The 15,895-nt window shown below is 35.4% G+C and carries 19 protein-coding genes and 1 pseudogene; all 20 read right to left on the bottom strand.

Annotated elements, in window-relative coordinates:
* Position 1: 1 nt before the first annotated feature.
* The 20 genes and pseudogenes from IPK91_15860 to IPK91_15765 all read right to left on the bottom strand — a co-directional run bounded on the left by IPK91_15860 (position 2) and on the right by IPK91_15765 (position 15,894).
* Positions 2-1,957, bottom strand: a complete 1,956-nt coding sequence (locus IPK91_15860) for a 2Fe-2S iron-sulfur cluster binding domain-containing protein (GenBank protein MBK8298718.1) — start codon at positions 1,955-1,957, stop codon at positions 2-4.
* A 98-nt stretch (positions 1,958-2,055) separates the two neighbouring features.
* On the bottom strand, positions 2,056-2,979 hold the full coding sequence (locus tag IPK91_15855; GenBank protein ID MBK8298717.1) for a hypothetical protein: 924 nt from the start codon (positions 2,977-2,979) through the stop codon (positions 2,056-2,058).
* An 81-nt stretch (positions 2,980-3,060) separates the two neighbouring features.
* Positions 3,061-3,357: a hypothetical protein gene (locus IPK91_15850; protein ID MBK8298716.1), complete on the bottom strand. Its 297-nt coding sequence runs from the start codon at positions 3,355-3,357 to the stop codon at positions 3,061-3,063.
* Between the two features lie 100 nt (positions 3,358-3,457).
* Entirely contained in the window at positions 3,458-3,658 is a 201-nt protein-coding gene (locus IPK91_15845; protein ID MBK8298715.1) for a hypothetical protein, read from the bottom strand.
* 9 nt (positions 3,659-3,667) lie between these two features.
* Positions 3,668-4,709, bottom strand: a pseudogene (locus tag IPK91_15840) (zinc-dependent alcohol dehydrogenase family protein).
* A 128-nt stretch (positions 4,710-4,837) separates the two neighbouring features.
* Positions 4,838-5,197, bottom strand: coding sequence for a DUF1622 domain-containing protein (locus tag IPK91_15835; GenBank protein MBK8298714.1), 360 nt, complete (start codon positions 5,195-5,197; stop codon positions 4,838-4,840).
* Positions 5,198-5,422: 225 nt separating this feature from the next.
* Entirely contained in the window at positions 5,423-6,079 is a 657-nt protein-coding gene (locus tag IPK91_15830) for a DUF4136 domain-containing protein (protein ID MBK8298713.1), read from the bottom strand.
* A 17-nt stretch (positions 6,080-6,096) separates the two neighbouring features.
* On the bottom strand, positions 6,097-6,477 hold the full coding sequence (locus IPK91_15825; protein ID MBK8298712.1) for a hypothetical protein: 381 nt from the start codon (positions 6,475-6,477) through the stop codon (positions 6,097-6,099).
* 87 nt (positions 6,478-6,564) lie between these two features.
* Positions 6,565-6,921 carry a hypothetical protein gene (locus IPK91_15820; protein MBK8298711.1) on the bottom strand — a complete coding sequence of 119 codons (357 nt, stop codon included), beginning with the start codon at positions 6,919-6,921 and terminating at the stop codon, positions 6,565-6,567.
* 241 nt (positions 6,922-7,162) lie between these two features.
* On the bottom strand, positions 7,163-7,387 hold the full coding sequence (locus IPK91_15815; protein MBK8298710.1) for an SHOCT domain-containing protein: 225 nt from the start codon (positions 7,385-7,387) through the stop codon (positions 7,163-7,165).
* Between the two features lie 50 nt (positions 7,388-7,437).
* The gene (locus IPK91_15810) at positions 7,438-7,881 is read right to left on the bottom strand and encodes a hypothetical protein (protein ID MBK8298709.1); all 444 of its coding nucleotides are present in this window, start codon (positions 7,879-7,881) and stop codon (positions 7,438-7,440) included.
* A 39-nt stretch (positions 7,882-7,920) separates the two neighbouring features.
* The gene (locus IPK91_15805; GenBank protein MBK8298708.1) at positions 7,921-8,193 is read right to left on the bottom strand and encodes a hypothetical protein; all 273 of its coding nucleotides are present in this window, start codon (positions 8,191-8,193) and stop codon (positions 7,921-7,923) included.
* Between the two features lie 304 nt (positions 8,194-8,497).
* Complete coding sequence (locus IPK91_15800; GenBank protein ID MBK8298707.1) at positions 8,498-8,662, bottom strand: hypothetical protein; 165 nt, start codon at positions 8,660-8,662, stop codon at positions 8,498-8,500.
* Between the two features lie 4 nt (positions 8,663-8,666).
* Complete coding sequence (locus IPK91_15795) at positions 8,667-9,029, bottom strand: four-helix bundle copper-binding protein (GenBank protein ID MBK8298706.1); 363 nt, start codon at positions 9,027-9,029, stop codon at positions 8,667-8,669.
* A 407-nt stretch (positions 9,030-9,436) separates the two neighbouring features.
* Positions 9,437-11,737 (bottom strand): CRTAC1 family protein, encoded by a 2,301-nt coding sequence (locus IPK91_15790; protein ID MBK8298705.1) that lies wholly within the window; start codon positions 11,735-11,737, stop codon positions 9,437-9,439.
* Positions 11,738-11,744: 7 nt separating this feature from the next.
* Positions 11,745-12,056, bottom strand: coding sequence for a hypothetical protein (locus tag IPK91_15785; GenBank protein MBK8298704.1), 312 nt, complete (start codon positions 12,054-12,056; stop codon positions 11,745-11,747).
* Positions 12,057-12,160: 104 nt separating this feature from the next.
* Positions 12,161-13,363, bottom strand: coding sequence for an efflux RND transporter periplasmic adaptor subunit (locus IPK91_15780; GenBank protein ID MBK8298703.1), 1,203 nt, complete (start codon positions 13,361-13,363; stop codon positions 12,161-12,163).
* Position 13,364: 1 nt separating this feature from the next.
* Complete coding sequence (locus IPK91_15775) at positions 13,365-14,222, bottom strand: efflux RND transporter periplasmic adaptor subunit (protein MBK8298702.1); 858 nt, start codon at positions 14,220-14,222, stop codon at positions 13,365-13,367.
* A 30-nt stretch (positions 14,223-14,252) separates the two neighbouring features.
* Positions 14,253-14,666, bottom strand: coding sequence for a hypothetical protein (locus tag IPK91_15770; GenBank protein MBK8298701.1), 414 nt, complete (start codon positions 14,664-14,666; stop codon positions 14,253-14,255).
* Complete coding sequence (locus IPK91_15765) at positions 14,641-15,894, bottom strand: TolC family protein (protein MBK8298700.1); 1,254 nt, start codon at positions 15,892-15,894, stop codon at positions 14,641-14,643. The genes IPK91_15770 and IPK91_15765 overlap by 26 nt, the downstream gene beginning before the upstream one ends.
* Position 15,895: the final 1 nt, after the last annotated feature.

The raw sequence follows: 15,895 nt of genomic DNA, 5'->3' as shown, positions 1-15,895 counted from the left end.
TTTATGCATCAACAGAGACATCTTCAGTTGCTTTGGCTTGGCATGCCAGGATTATATTTTGTGCTTTATCCTCTTCTGTCAGAGAGTCCTCAATTGCCATCGTTACTTTGCCAGAAATCAATTTTGTTTTACAAATACCACATGTTCCGATTCGACAAGAGTAATCAATATTTACTCCGACTTCTTCCGATGCTTCAAGAATTGATTTGTCAATAGTTAGTATTGCGGTCTTGTTTGATTTAGCAAAAGTGACTACTCCTGTTTTTCCTGCTTCATCAGTTGCGGATGATTTTCCAGCTTCTTTATCTAAATCTGGTTTGCCAGCTTCTGCAGGTGAGGTTGATGAAGTTTTAAGGCCAGGTGTTGCTGGGCCTGCAAAAACCTCGACCATGACATTTTCTTTTGGCACCTTCAGTTCATCAAGCATCAACTTAACCGCGGTTATCATGGGAGGTGGTCCGCAAATGTGAATCATGCGGGATATTATATCCGGTACACGCTCATTTAAAATTTCTTTTGTGATATGCCCAGAAATAAACCCATCAGCGGACTCACCCTCCGGTTGGCTAAGGACAAACACTACATGAAAATTCGGATAGCGTTTTTGCAAGTATCCAATCTCTTCCCGAAAAATGATGCTGTTCTCATTTTTACAGCTAAAGAAAAGAAAAATGTCTCCTTTCCAAGAACGGTCAGTCAGATATCGTATGGCACTCATCATTGGCGTTACACCGACTCCGCCGGCAATAAATACGGCACTGTCCGCATGTTTTTCTGTAAAAGTAAATTTGCCTGAAGGAGCGGTAAACTGCATAAGCTCTCCCTCATGAACATAGGTGTGCATATAATGCGAAACAGTTCCTTTCTCTTCGTGCTTTACAGTGATTTCGCAGTAATCCCGGTGTGTCGGGGACGAAGCAATTGTATATGAACGCTTGACCGGAACACCTTTCGGAACAACAGTTACTGTTATGAATTGTCCTGGCAAATAATTAAAAGGGATATTCCCACCCGCCGGGTCGGTAAGGCGAAACGTTTTGACCGTCTGTGTTTCATCAAAAATTTTTGCAACAAGTAAAGTCCCCGTCCATGAATTTGGTTTAGAAGGGGCAAAGTCGGAATTCAATGTGTTTGGTTCAGGTTTGCCAGTAGATTCAGTTGTAGAAACAGATCGTTCTTCTTCATCGGGCTTTGAGTTACCAGGTGGCTTTGTTTTTTCACTGGTATTGCCCGCTAATTTTTGGAAGAGTTCATTCGCTCGTTTCATCTTGTGGAAATACATCCAAATCATGATAATGGCAAATGCGGCAAATGTGAACATTGTTATGTAGTGAAACCATGATAATCCAAAAAAGCCATGGGGCTGCACGATTTCGGAGTGTGAAAGATCTGTCTCCTTTTTAAACCACTGCAATGCTATAATGCGCGGGTCCTTGTTTTCGGCTAAAGCCCGCTGACCTTCAAGTCCGCTTTCTAACATCGTTTGCCCACGGTGTATTTGTTGGGTGGCATCCTCCATTGCTTCATAATTCTGATCTCTGGTTGCATCTGAAAGTTGCTTTAATCCGATGGTGAGTAGTGCATTTCCTTCTGACACCAGCTTATCTGCCAATTGTTTTATTTCATCGCGTTTTTCGGGGCCAAAATCGGGCAACTGCATCAGCGAAGGATAAATTTCTTTAGTTGGTGCTTTACCCATTTCCTTCATCATATCGCCCATTCCATCCATCATTCCACCCATTCCAGCGCTTTTTTTATCAAGAGTTGTATTTGACATTGCACTGTTTGAATCTTTCGAATTTGCCATATTAGTCATTACAGCAGAAGCGTCTGGTGAAGTTTTTACCGGGTGATGTTTAGCATGCTCATCAGCAGTTTGAGTGAAGGCAGTAAATGCCGCTGCAAATAAAATGGTAACCAGAAGCAATGCAGAAGTTACAGCATGAACATGCTTCATGGTAATTAATGTTGATTGTTTTGAAATAAAAATACATTCATATAAAATCCCTTAATAAAAAGTCCTCCAGAATGTCGATCTATTGAGGACTAGTGAAATTACATATCATTGTCCTTCATTGGGGGATCTTTTGGCATAGTGTCTTTAGTTTTTTTCATGGGATCACTACTCATTGAATCCTTTTTCATTTTACCAGCACCCATTTCCATCATGTTCATACCCTTATCCATCATATCCATACCTTTATCCATCATATCTCCATCCATCATCTTCATGTCTTTAGCATCCATACCCATGCCGGTCATATCATTGCCTTTGTCCATCATGTCCATTCCCATATCCATCATATCCATATCGTCAGCCATCCCATTGTTGGTCATCACGGTTTTGTCTTTTTCCATCATTTCTTTGCCCATTGTCATCATTCTCATTCCCCTGTCCATCATGCCCATTCCTCTTTGCATCATACCAACATCCTTCGTTTTTTGAGCTTTATCGGTCATTATTTTTCCAGATTTCGCCATATCCATTCCCTGATGAATCATGTCCATGCCATTATCCTTCATATCCATATCCTTGTCTTGCATTGCATTGTTCTTGTCTGACCTACTCATGTGTTCATCCATAATTTCATGTTGGTCATCTTGACCATCACGAATCAAATTCTTGCCTGATTTTATCATTTCCATCCCTTTGTCCATTATTGCTATCCCGCTATTTATCATAATCTTGTCATTGGTTCTATCTCCTTTAATCATCATTTCGTTACCTGATTTTACCATGGCCATTCCCTCATAAATCATTTCAATACCTTTAGTAGTATCTGAATTTTGTAAATTGGGATTGGTAACATTGTCTTTTCTCTGATCTCGACTTGCATTATTATTGTCACTACAACCGGTGGTAAATACAGATGCAATGACCAGGATGATTAAGACAATAGTTTCAGATTTTGATGTAATCTTCTTTCTACCTGAATTATGAAAAATATTTATCAGAGTTTTTAAAAATGATTCGTTCATACTGATTTTTTTATTTGTTATTAATTGTTTTTTCGTTGCTGATATTGATCAGGGTTTTGTTATATTTAAACCTATTATGAATTAATTGTGCCTTCTCTGTTGAGTGTTGTTCATTTCCCGATGAATCGTGTCCATACCATGGTTGTCATGACCCATTCCCCGATGAGTATTCATGTCATCATGGTCATCAACCCTTTGCTCATTAGGTGGAGCGACTGTGTCTTTATTCTTATCTCCTCCAGCATTATTGCAACCATCGCAGCCAGTGATGAAGGGAATTAAAATTGAGATGATGATTAATTGAATCATTTTAAACTTTATTATATTATTACTCCAACTAAAGAATCTGTTGTCAATATTTAAAAAGATTCTTTTCATGGTATTAAAAATTGACTTGTTCATAACGATATTTTATTTGTTATTGATTGTTGATGTTTTGGCAATTGCAATTTTTTTAGCATGTTAATCTTATTTATTGTCATTTTACTTTTCTGGTGTTATTAAACCACATCATCAAGCCTGCGACAATTAAAACGAGCAGAATAGCCCCCAAAAGCATTTCCACTGTTGTGAAAGAGTAAGTTTCATTGGAATTTCTGTTGTTATTCATCATTCCATCGTTTTGGGCAAACAATGAACTTGAAGTAAATGCCGCGATTAAAAACATTAGTTTTTTCATATTTTATAGTTATTCATTGGTTAAAATAACTTTTAATGCATTTTCTTTTGCTGCATGTTCAAAGGTGTCATAAGCCTTAATTATTTCATCTAATTTAAAACGATGTGTGATGAGTTGTTTTGGTTCTAACTTACCCGCGAGAACAGTTTTAAAAAGCATTGGCGTAGAAACGGTATCAACAAGACGGGTAGTGATAGAAATGTTTTTAGACCATAAAGTTTCCAGATGAAGAGTTACACTTTTACCGTGAACTCCTATATTGGCTATATGTCCACCGGCACTAATAATCGCTTCACATAATTCAAATGTTGCCGGAATGCCAACGGCTTCAATGGCTGTATCCACGCCCTTGTTATTTGTCAGTTTCATTATCTTATCAGTTGCATTTTCTTTTTCGCTATTAATAATATGTGTTGCCCCGAAAGTTTTTGCAACACTCAGGCGATTATCGTCCTGATCAATCACAATAATTACAGCTGGAGAGTAAAATTGAGCTGTTAATAATGCTGCTAAGCCTACGGGTCCTGCCCCTACAATAGAAATGGTATCACCGGGCTTTACTTGTCCGTTGAGTACGCCACATTCAAAACCCGTGGGTAAAATGTCGCTCAACATCACTAATGCTTCTTCATCGGCACCGGCAGGAATAGGGTATAAGCTATTGTCGGCAAAAGGTATTCTTACAAATTCTGCCTGTGCGCCATCAATGGTATTACCCAAAATCCATCCGCCTTTTTCGCAGTGCGAATACATCGCTTTTTTACAATATTCGCATTTGCCGCAGGATGTGATACATGAAATTAAAACATGGTCTCCTTTTTTTAAAATTAGTTACAGCCTTTCCAACATCTTCTATAATGCCAACTCCTTCGTGACCTATAATTCGACCATCTGTAACAGTGGGAACATCTCCTTTTAGAATATGTAGATCTGTGCCACATATAGTCGTTTTAAGAATTTTTACAATTGCATCGGTTGGTTCTGTTATCGTTGGTTTCGGTTTTTCTTCCCACGCTTTTTTTCCGGGACCGTGATATACTAATGCTTTCATTGTGGTACCGGTTTTTTTATTTGCAGCAGGTATTCCATTTGTTTTTTCCTTTTTGACTGATGTTGTTATTGTTGTCATTTTTTTTGATTTAAAATTGTGAATTGATATTTGCTTACTGATTTAAATATTTATTGCCTTTCCTCATTTTGTAAAATAGATGTATTCGATTCGCTGCTTCCCATTTCTTTTACCAAAAAGAAACTTATAACCGACCTTATCCCTACAATCATTGCTAAAACATACAGCTCATTTAACTGCGGTTTATGTATGGTATGAATCATGTCAGCCGCCAACATAAAATCAAGTCCGAGTATCAGGTACCCACTGAATTGATACCTTATAGTTCCGCTGATGTTTGGCAATTTCTTATTTATCAGATTATTTTTTTCATTTATAAAAAAATTGAATAGCGTTATAAGAACACCCCATATAATAATAATGCTACCTGCTATGCCAACACCTAATGCTATATAATTAAAATTATCCATAGGAGAATAATGTAGCTACTAACATCTCATCATTTCTTTTTTTTCTGCACCTGGTTCAATCATCATCCCGCATTTTGGACATTTGCCGGTCTGCCCGCTTACTTCCATTGGACAAGGGTCCATCGAGCAAGTGGACTTAGCGGCATCGTCATGCTGCCTCGAGCTTTTAGATGATTGGCCGTATCTTTCTTGTTGCCCTGTTGAATGTTTGTGCTGTTTCATATATTAACTTTTTGGTTTCTTATGTTCACGAATTGTATTGACCGGATAATTGGTGAGAATGTCATAAACAGCAGGATGCAGATTGTATTCAATATAGGAAGGGTCATATAAGTCACCTTCGGCAGTGCCCAACCAAACTAATTTATTTTGTTTTGCGTCAATCACATTGAGGGTGATTATGCTTTGCGTATATTCAACTTTTTGAGTTGTATAACTGCGATTGGTATTGGAATAATTACCTGAATAAATGGAATTATAATTGTAATAATTTCTGTAATTATGAGAACGGTAATAGTATGAATTGGGATAAGGATAATAGTAGGGATTCGAATAGTTATAACTTGGGTAGTTGTAAAATGCAGGTGAAGTAGTGGTGTATTCTTTTTTTACACTATAAACCACTAACTGTAGCAACACATCAGGACTATCCACATTGGCTTTCATGCCACGTTCGCCCATGCAATGCGAAAAATAATTGATGGTGTTGTTGCGGATAATCTGATTGTTGGTGGGAGTGTTGGTGGAATCCTTATCAGGCAGCCAGGCGAAGGTTTTGTATTTGGTAAAATCAACGGAACGGTCATAGTCCGAAGAAATGTTGTTGTACACTCCGCATGCTGCAAGGAGCATGATTGATGTTAATGAGAGAAAGATTTTCATTTTAATTTACGAATTATTTATTTTTTATAGCCGATTTGCTTACGGATTTGAATGTCATCGACATTTTCATGAATGGTTATTACTTTATCACGTTGTTTTTCTGAATCATCTTCTGAAGATGTGGTTATAATTTTGGTGAGTAAGTTGTAAATAAATGCAGTTATGAATCCGATGAGTGTACCTGCCACAAACAGCATCAGCGTTCCATGCAAAAGTTTACCGAATCTAAATCCATTATCAATGAGCAGCGGTTTGAAATCTATTTCGTGAAAGAGAGAATTTAAAACCTGAAGGGTAATCTCCTTGCCGAGCATAACAAGAAAGATATTGCAAAGTATGAATGAGATGCTGAAAGCTAAACCAAGTGCAACACTGAATTTTAATGGAGACAATTTCATTGTAACAGAATTTTTATGAGCCGACTCATTCAAGTTTCATTCTTATTATTATCAAACACAAAGAATGGCTACTGATTAAAAAATTACTTACATTTTCTTCATAGGTTCATCCATTTTCATCTTTCTCATCTTTCCATTCATGTATATCATATCCCCTTCTTTCATCATCATCGTTTTACCAGCTTTTGTTTTCATGGTTCCGTCCGTCTTTACCTTTGTACCATTACTTAGCGACATATCTTTGTCCATCTCCATTGTTTTACCTTTTTTAATCATCATCATCTTACCGCCCATCATCATAATATGGTCCTTTTTATGTTTAGGTTTTTCCATCTTTGGATCCATTTTTTCCATTTTAGGATCCATTTTTTCCATTTTGTGTTCTTGAGCAAATACCTCTGAACTTAAAGTAAAGGCTGCAAATAAAATCATTAGCTTTTTCATTTTTAATAGTTTGCGGCTCTACAGCTATGCTGATAGTTGCCAAGTTTTAAAAAAATATTTTATTAGTTAATATACATTTTTTTTAGTTCATACTTAGTTCGCTAAATATCCTTAGGCTATTTCTAATATAGCTTTTGATATTACTCAGATATAATCAAAAGCGAGCTAAGAAGCTTTTGTAATTTATTATAATTAGCCCAAATGGTGCATTGATTGCAAACCGTATTGCTAAATTGTTGCTTTAAACTAAATCACTTTTGAGAATATTTTTCTTCTCATTATATTCTTGGATTGTGATTTGACCTGAAGCAAAGCGCTTTTGCAAAATATCAAGTGGAGAATCTTTTTTCCTTCGCTGACCCGGAACATCGTAAGGTGTTGCGAAAATCCAAAAAAGAAGGATTCCCCAAATGAACCACCAAAAAAGGTGCATACCCCAAAAGTGATAACCTTCATACATATTCATAATTTTTTGATTTAAGTGTTAATGGATATTATTCAATTGTATAAATGCAATTATTTACTATGTTCCATCTTCATTCCTTTCATGTCACACATACTTTGCATTGACTTCATTACATTCGGATGAGGCTGCATCGAGCCCATCATCATGTTACATTTGGATTGGTCTGCATCACACATTGCCATTGTTTTGCTCATCATCATTTTGCACATGGAAGAATCCATCTTGCACATGTCAGTCATTTTATCTAGCATATTTCCTTGCATTTGCGTATTGTCAGTAACAACAACAAAGGCAGTCGATAGAATTAAATCAGGATGTTTTGTTCGCATGGAATCCATCACTTCATTCATGTAGGAGTCATTGTTCATTAAAGCTGAAATAATTTTTCCACGTGTTTCTGCATTGCTGCAAAGGGTATCAGGTGTGGCATTGTTGCATTGTGTTAATAAAAACAGCATTGCAAATGGGAAGAAGGCAAAAAGAATATTTTTCATTTGTTTATTTTTAAAAGTTTAGTTGTATTGAGTTTATAATTATTTATTTAGTGAAACATTGTAAATGCAGGCAATGCAAGCACCTATTAGCCAACAAAGAATAAATACTTGCACAAGACCTAATATTACTTCAACAGGTGAAATCTCCATTCTGATTATTGACGAAACATCTAAGCCATGAATTAAGGTATTGAAAAATTTCACGGTGCTATCATGGCCCAATATCATCATGACAAATACACAACCAAAGTGCAGCAATGCACCCGTTAGGCCAAATGCCAATCCAAATTTTCTAATGTTTATGTGATTCATGGCTTTCCTTATTAGGGATTTGTGAATGCGTTTGATGTTGTCGATGGTTCATTGGCATTAATAAATGACAAGCGAACATTGCAAGAATAAATATGAAAAAGGGGTAGTTTCCTGTTATTCCAAATAATGGTAAAAGAAAAATCAGAAGCAGTGGAATTATACAACCGATAATCATCCAAATTAAATGTTTATTCATATTAGTTACTTTTTAGATGTCAAAACGAAGGTCTATATTACTATATAATTAATAAATAACCAGGGTCATATTGAAAGGTGATTGTAGTCATTTAGAAATATTTTATTATCATTTCAGATGTTGCCCATCTTTCATATTTTCTTGTTTTGCAGTAGAAGCATCCATTTTCATAATCGGCATTTGCTGACCGTATAATGAAAATATACCCAAAAATAAAATCATAAAACCTAAAAAAAACTTCCTAAACAACTCTGAATGTTTTAGGTTGTTCATTATTTTAGTTATTTGCAAATTCCATTTTACCCATCTTGATGCATTCAGCAGCACATTTACGGCAAGATTCTGCACATTTTTTACAATGCTCCAAATGTGTATATTTTTCGCATTCAACAGCACAGGCATTGCATATCTCTGCACATAAACTGCAAAACTTATTTACAAAGTTGATAGTATGTTCATCTGATCTTGCCAGAAAAGAAGCGGCTGTGCGACACATGTCAGCACAATAGCGATCAAGCTCAATACACTGTGCTAGTTTTTGAGCCTCTTTTTCGTTTGAACATGAAGTTGCACAATGTTCGCATTCAGCTGCACACTCATTGCAGGCATCTATACATACTTTAAATTTTTGATGACTCATCTTTACTATGTTTGAAATTGTGAATGAATTTTCACAACAAAACAAAGGTGAGTTATTTGATTCTTAAATCATTACACATTTAGAGTAAAGTGTTGCACAATTCACGCATTTTAGTTAAAATATTTATGTAAGATTGTTCAGCATAATTCCATACTATGAACAGCAACTTAAATGCAAAGGCTGACAGCTTTTGTGGGAAGATTACCATAAGGCTTATCCAGATGGCTTTAAACGAAGTCAATTCAATTATTACCTCAAATTATGAAAGATGCTGATGAATCCGACGACCCATATTAAGCATAAGGCTGGAGATAAAATGTATGTTAGTTTCATAGGATATAAATTGCATTCTACGGATTTGTATATTTTTTTCTAAATGATTATTCCAATTTAGAATCCAGATAAATTCACAATGTTGCTGGTTTACACATACTAAGTTTGGAGCTATCACCTGCAAAATTCAATTCTTGAATATCGACAATTTTAAAATCGTTCTCACCTTCCTGTAATGTGATGAACTGATTGGGTTTTACATTTTTAAGAGTCTGGACTTTCTGTGTTTTTTGCCAGGTGATTTCGATCTCATCAATTATTTCTGTTTGACCAACACCAATCTCTCTTCTTAATGAAGAGCAACCAAAACTTCCTCCTGTGTTTACGTCACGGTAAACAGTTCTTTGGATTCCATTTTCTTTAAAGCTTACCTTAACACGTGTACCAATAGCAGATCTATTTGTTTCAGTTCCAATCAATCGAAGGTTTATCCACTTGTTGTTGTTTTGACCTGGATTGATGTAGAGTGAATTGTTATATGAATCGCCCAAAAAAGCACCTCCAACTTCAATAAAGATATCCTGATCGCCGTCATTATCAATATCTGTGATTGCAACACCATGACCTTTTTGTAAATTTCCGACACGTGCAGGAATGGTGATATCCACAAATGTTTCATTTCCCATATTCTTGAATAAACGATTTGGGGCCAATTCGCTAAGTAATGGATTTCCAGTACCGAGATACATATCCAAATAACCGTCATTGTCTATGTCGCCGAAATTAGAACCCATAGCAAAAACAGATTTATTCAATCCTGCATTTTTAGAGACATTAGTAAATGTACCATTTTTATTATTCCTATATAGGTACATAAAGCTGGCATTGTTGGGAATATTCAAAGCTTCTGTGCAAGAGGTATGAGCAATTGATATTCCAAACCCATAACCGCAAACAAAAATATCAAGCCATCCATCATTATTGTAATCCCAAAACCAGGTAGGAAACGTCGGTACTTCTATGTCTCTAAATCCAGCTTCCTGAGATACATCTTGAAATTGTGGTATGTTATTTTTAATTCCGGTATTCTTTAGTAGAAATCTTTTTCCAAATGTACTTGAAAGAAAGAGGTCCGTCAAGCCATCATTGTTATAATCACCCGATGCAACACCTTTTATAAATTCAACAACTTGACAACCTGCTTTCGCCGCTACTTCTGTAAATGTACCCGTTTTATTATTTATAAAAAGTTCACAAGGTTCCGGACCTGTTGATTTTGAAGATTCATTTCCTATGAATAAATCCAACCAACCGTCATTGTTGAAATCACGCCACGCTCCTGTTTGGGTTGGATGTTTGGAAAAAAGACCACTCTCAATGGTCACATCTGTAAACGTATCATCTCCATTATTTCTTAACAAGGTATTTGGTTGCCTGCCGAATACTTCACACCAGCCACCTCTCAGGACAAAGATGTCTGCATCACCATCATTGTCATAATCTGCAAACAATGTATTTATTCCTCCTTGGATTCTGGATAAGCCGGATTTTACCGAAATATCTACGAATCCACCTTTTTTATCATTTTGAAAGTAATGCATGGATTGGTTCAACAACCAATTCGAAGTTACAATATCCAAATATCCATCATTATTCATATCTTCTACAATAGCTCCGCCTGCATTATTTCTTATATTAAGACCCAGTAAAGAGGCTACATCTTGAAATGGTTTTATAGGAAGTCCGGATCGGTCTTTGTCAATCTCAGGAACCAGCCATTTTTTAGGAACCTTATTAGGATATTCTCCCAAGGTCATGTAGGCAATATTCAATAGCCATCTCGATTCATAATCTTGAGGATTAGCAATTAATATTTTTTCATAAATTTCAATTGCAGTTCGTGAACCTGTCTGGAATTTATGAATTCCATTACCTCTTATTGGAATGATACATGATTCTGGTGAATGATTGGATACACAATTTTGTCGTTCACCTAATCTTAGATTTGCTAAAGCAAGATTCTTTACCAAAAAAGATGTGTTTGGGTTGAATGGATCATTAACCTGATTAACTACAGAATTTAAAATAGAGAGAGATTGTGTTTCGTTTCCAGTATTCAAAAGTGCAAGTCCCAAAGCATATTCTGTTTCAAGACGCTGCATTAAAGTCAGGTTTGTTCGCAACTTTGCTTCAATGGAAGGGATGGCAGCATCAACTGAGTAACCATTGTTCTTGTCCTGAAAAATTTTATAAGATTCAGATATTATCTGAATCATTTTTTCATGGTTATCAATCGTTTTTTCATTGCAAGACTGAAATGACATCAGGAAAAGGATACTTATAAATAATCCTAAAAGAGCATGTTTTCTCTTCCCATGTATAAACAAAAGAAAATTGATTTGCACAATCAATCTGATTCGATGTAAGTTTTTCATTTTCTTTTCAATTTGAAACACATATAAAAAAATCGCAGGTCACTTGTACAAAGGTACGACTTATTGAAAATAAATTTACTGCATTAAGTATATAATTATTTTTGAGTATTTTGCAAAGAGTTGATTTGTGTTCTGCAATACGAACTATCAAGTTTTCAAAGACATCACAAATAGTGAAATAGCATTTATATCGATAGTAGCTTGCATAGATGTGCACTAAGAGGAGATCTACAAAATTTTGAATGTCACGCATCCAAACATAGCATACTCGAAATGGAATATAATGATTTTCGTCAACAAGCTTTACAAAAGATGACATGATTTAATTTTATTCTTCAATTGTTTTTATTTTTTTTGTTTTCATTTAAAAGTGGCGACTTATCCCTAAACTAGTTGGCAGTATATTATTTGCAGGATAAGTCATCAGTGCTCATGCCTTTGCCCTGCTCCGCTTTTTAATATAAACTCACTGCTGATCAGATATGCACCTGATGTTACAACAATTTCTCCCGCTTTAAGACCTGACAGTATTTCAACGAAATAGTTATTCTCTGTACCTGTTTCTATCATGCGTTGTTCAAACGTAGTTTCATCTGTTTTTATCCAAACTGTTTTCATTCTCTCCAATAGTACGGCTGATTTTGGCACTAGCAAAACGGGCTGTGTTGTTTTCTTCGGACTTACATATACCATCATTCCCGGGATTAGTTTGTGCTTGGCGTTATCAACTGTGATGCGGAGCAATTGTATTTTACGGCCGCTTTCTACACTTGGATTATTAAAGACTAGCCGACCGTTGTATATTTCATTTGGAGATGTTTCTGAAAAAATCTGAAATAAATTATTGCTGTTCATTTTTTCATTAGTGTAAACTTGTGCTTCTACCCAAACTTGTTTTAACCCCGCTAATTTCATAAGCGGCGCTCCTTCTTCGACATACATTCCTTCTTTGATAAGTAATTCCGTAACATAGCCTTCTGTCGGAGAAAAGAAAGTTATTAGCAGTGATGGTTTTTTATTTTTTTCTAATTCAAAAATCTGATTATTAGTAAGTCCCCAAAGCAAAAGTTTGTTTTTGGATGCAGATAAAATATCATCCAAAGTCTCGTTCGATGAAATGGCCTGTTTCTTTTGTTCAAGTAATGCAAGATATTCTTTTTCATCAGCAACCAATTCTTCACTGTAAATTCCATAAATTGAATTCCCCTTTTGAATAAACTCACCGGATGATCTGACAAAGAGTTTGTCAATTCTGCCCTTTACTCTGCTGCTGATACTTGTTACTTGTTTTTCATCAATGGACACAGTTCCAAGAATTGTCGAGGTGGGAATAATCGTTTTGAATTTTACGGTATCAGTTTCAATTCCAGCTAATAATTGTTGCCGGGCATCAAGTGTAATAAAATTGCCTTTGTGCCCTTCATGTGATTTTTCTTTTTTCTCCACTTTTATCAAAGACATATTACATACAGGACAAGCTCCGGGCGAATTGCTCTGTACACTTGGGTGCATAGGGCAGGTATAATACGTACCCATCTCATGTCCAGTATGTTCCTCATTATTGTTCTTGCAACTCAATGATAAAAGAGTCACAGCTATATATAGGATAGCTTTTATTTCCTTCATTTCAATTGTCATTTAAAAATGTTTCACTATCAGTTAAGTACCCTGCGTGCTCTGCGACTTCTTCGTTTTCAGCAAGCCCATTGATGACAGTAACCATGCCATTAATAGGTGAACTTGTACTAACTTTTCGAAGTTTAAAAATACCTGAACCTGATTGAGTATTTCCTGTTTTTACCCACACGAAAGAATTGAATCCTGTGCGATAAACTGCCGAAACTGGAATTTGGAAATTACCTTTAGAACCAAGATTTATTTCTGCTGTTACAAGAGAATTTAATTTTAATTGACCATTGGGATTTGGTAAGTCAATCCTTATCCTTACAAATCGCTGTTTATTTTCTTCAAAATTTTGCTCTATCAAAGCAATTTTTCCATTAAGCAGCTGGTCCGGAAATAATTCTGAAATGATTTTTACCTTACTGTTTAATTGTATCGTGGAATGAAGATCAGCAGGAATCGAAACAATGGCCCAAACATTTTGTAAATCATTTATATTAAAAAGTGTTTCCCCTTTATTTATATACATGCCTTCCCGGATTTGATTAAGTGACGAATCAAATGATTTATCAGGATTATTCTTTGAGGTATTGTTCATATTGTTCATGGATGATTGTTGTGTATTTTCAGATCCTGAATTGTTGTTGGATTCTGTATTGAAAAAAATATAGCCACTTGACGAATTATAAACCGTTATTGTTTGAGTGAATGTTTTGTTTTTTTCTAGCAGATTAATTTGATTATCCGTTAAACCCAAAAATTTTAGTTTCTGTCTGGATTGTTCTAAAAGGAACTTTTCCGCTTTTGTTTTTAAGATGAATAAGTGTTCCTCCTGAAATGTATTTAACTCGGGACTATACAATTCTAATATTCTATCTCCTTTTTTTACGAACTACAAATCGTATTTCACATAAAGTTTTTCAATTCTTCCACCAAGTCGACTGGAAACTGTTTGATTGCGGTTTCTGTCCAAATCAATATAGCCTTGTGCTTTCAAAGATTGTGTTTCACTTTGTGCGTTTAACTTTACGGTTGACTGTCTTGATAAAACCTGCTTGTTGGGAGAAATGATCTGATCCGATGCATCATTTACTTTCAATTCCAGTTTCATGTTGCATTTTGGGCAGATTCCAGGTTGATAACTTTCAACTTCAGGATGCATCGGACAGGTGTAAATTACTTCATTGAGCAACTTTTGTTTTTCAATATGATTGGTATGATCGGAATTATTACAAGACAGGATTATAACTGAAAATAATAACAACATCAAACCAAGATTACTATCTGATTTCTTTTTCGAATTCATATTCGGCTTCTAATTTTAAAATGTTGAATAACTTGTCATTCATTTCCAATTTCTTCATCAATAACATTTCCCAGGCATCGAGTAATATGAAAAAATCACCGGTGTTTTGCTGATAGGCAAGTAAATTAGCTTGAAGATTATTTTCAAATGCCAGAATAATTTCGTTTCTATAATTTTCATATTGCCTGGTTTCAAAGTTGAGTAGAGTGAGTTTTTCAGATACCATTCTCTTTGCCATCAGTTCCATTTTTTGTTTTTCCAATTCCATTGCCTGAATTTGAAAGCCGATGGATTTTGATTCAGATGAATACATTTTTGATGACCAGGGCACTATTGGAATTGTCATCATACCCATTACTGACCATTGGTTATGCATTCCAAACATATACATGTGTTCAGCCCGTACTCCAAAGTCAGGTTTGTTGCCAATTTTCATTACTTGTTGCTCCAATTGCATGGATTGAATGTATTTTGACATTGCAGTAATATCGCTTCTGTTAGAAATATTGTTCGTATCGATTAAAGTGAATGAATAATTCCGAGGTTCAATCAGAGTGTCTATTTCTATTGTTGAATTTACATCTCTCACCATTAGGATATTTAAACCGATATTGCTTTCGGCTATCATTCCAAAGAGCATGTAATGCATGTTTTTTAATTCAGATAACCTTGCTTTTCCTTTGTAAATGGTTTGCAATTGCGATTGATTGTTGCTGAACTTGGCTTCTGCTGTTGTCAATAAAAGATTTAATACATCTTCGCTTTTGGTTATAATATTTTGCTTTTGTTCATTTACAAATCGGTTGTAATATAAAATTTTTGCTTCTCTGGCTAATTCATTTTTAGTCCATTCGCTTTTACTTTTTTCAACCTCCAATAATGAAATTATATACTCTTTCTTTGCATTGAGTTTACTTGGGTTAGGTATCATTTGTTCAATGGATAAGTTTATTCCAGCCTGATTCATTGGGTCATTCTTTTCGTTTATCATCGATAGCTTGTAAGGAAAGCGCATTAGTCCGGTTGAAAATGTTGGTGGCATCCATGCCTTGGCACCTTCCGCTTTTGCCTGCCATGATTGAATATTTTGTTGGTATTGTAATATGGAAGGGTAATTAGTTTCAACTTGTTGCAGAAGTTTTTCCAATGAAATGTATGTTGTATTCTGTGCCTGAATATTCATCAGGGAAATACACATTAATGGTATGATTAAAATTATTTTATTCATG

Source organism: Saprospiraceae bacterium (assembly GCA_016712145.1).
Taxonomy (GTDB): domain Bacteria; phylum Bacteroidota; class Bacteroidia; order Chitinophagales; family Saprospiraceae; genus Vicinibacter.
The sequence above is the reverse complement of the archived record's forward strand: the minus strand, read 5'-3'. Positions and strand labels throughout refer to the sequence as shown.

Coding starts and splice junctions, on each gene's coding strand:
- IPK91_15860 (MBK8298718.1), bottom strand. CDS start 1,957: ATGAAGCATGTTCATGCTGTAACTTCTGCATTGCTTCTGGTTACCATT.
- IPK91_15855 (MBK8298717.1), bottom strand. CDS start 2,979: ATGAACGAATCATTTTTAAAAACTCTGATAAATATTTTTCATAATTCA.
- IPK91_15850 (MBK8298716.1), bottom strand. CDS start 3,357: ATGAAAAGAATCTTTTTAAATATTGACAACAGATTCTTTAGTTGGAGT.
- IPK91_15845 (MBK8298715.1), bottom strand. CDS start 3,658: ATGAAAAAACTAATGTTTTTAATCGCGGCATTTACTTCAAGTTCATTG.
- IPK91_15835 (MBK8298714.1), bottom strand. CDS start 5,197: ATGGATAATTTTAATTATATAGCATTAGGTGTTGGCATAGCAGGTAGC.
- IPK91_15830 (MBK8298713.1), bottom strand. CDS start 6,079: ATGAAAATCTTTCTCTCATTAACATCAATCATGCTCCTTGCAGCATGC.
- IPK91_15825 (MBK8298712.1), bottom strand. CDS start 6,477: ATGAAATTGTCTCCATTAAAATTCAGTGTTGCACTTGGTTTAGCTTTC.
- IPK91_15820 (MBK8298711.1), bottom strand. CDS start 6,921: ATGAAAAAGCTAATGATTTTATTTGCAGCCTTTACTTTAAGTTCAGAG.
- IPK91_15815 (MBK8298710.1), bottom strand. CDS start 7,387: ATGAATATGTATGAAGGTTATCACTTTTGGGGTATGCACCTTTTTTGG.
- IPK91_15810 (MBK8298709.1), bottom strand. CDS start 7,881: ATGAAAAATATTCTTTTTGCCTTCTTCCCATTTGCAATGCTGTTTTTA.
- IPK91_15805 (MBK8298708.1), bottom strand. CDS start 8,193: ATGAATCACATAAACATTAGAAAATTTGGATTGGCATTTGGCCTAACG.
- IPK91_15800 (MBK8298707.1), bottom strand. CDS start 8,662: ATGAACAACCTAAAACATTCAGAGTTGTTTAGGAAGTTTTTTTTAGGT.
- IPK91_15795 (MBK8298706.1), bottom strand. CDS start 9,029: ATGAGTCATCAAAAATTTAAAGTATGTATAGATGCCTGCAATGAGTGT.
- IPK91_15790 (MBK8298705.1), bottom strand. CDS start 11,737: ATGAAAAACTTACATCGAATCAGATTGATTGTGCAAATCAATTTTCTT.
- IPK91_15785 (MBK8298704.1), bottom strand. CDS start 12,056: ATGTCATCTTTTGTAAAGCTTGTTGACGAAAATCATTATATTCCATTT.
- IPK91_15780 (MBK8298703.1), bottom strand. CDS start 13,363: ATGAAGGAAATAAAAGCTATCCTATATATAGCTGTGACTCTTTTATCA.
- IPK91_15770 (MBK8298701.1), bottom strand. CDS start 14,666: ATGAATTCGAAAAAGAAATCAGATAGTAATCTTGGTTTGATGTTGTTA.
- IPK91_15765 (MBK8298700.1), bottom strand. CDS start 15,894: ATGAATAAAATAATTTTAATCATACCATTAATGTGTATTTCCCTGATG.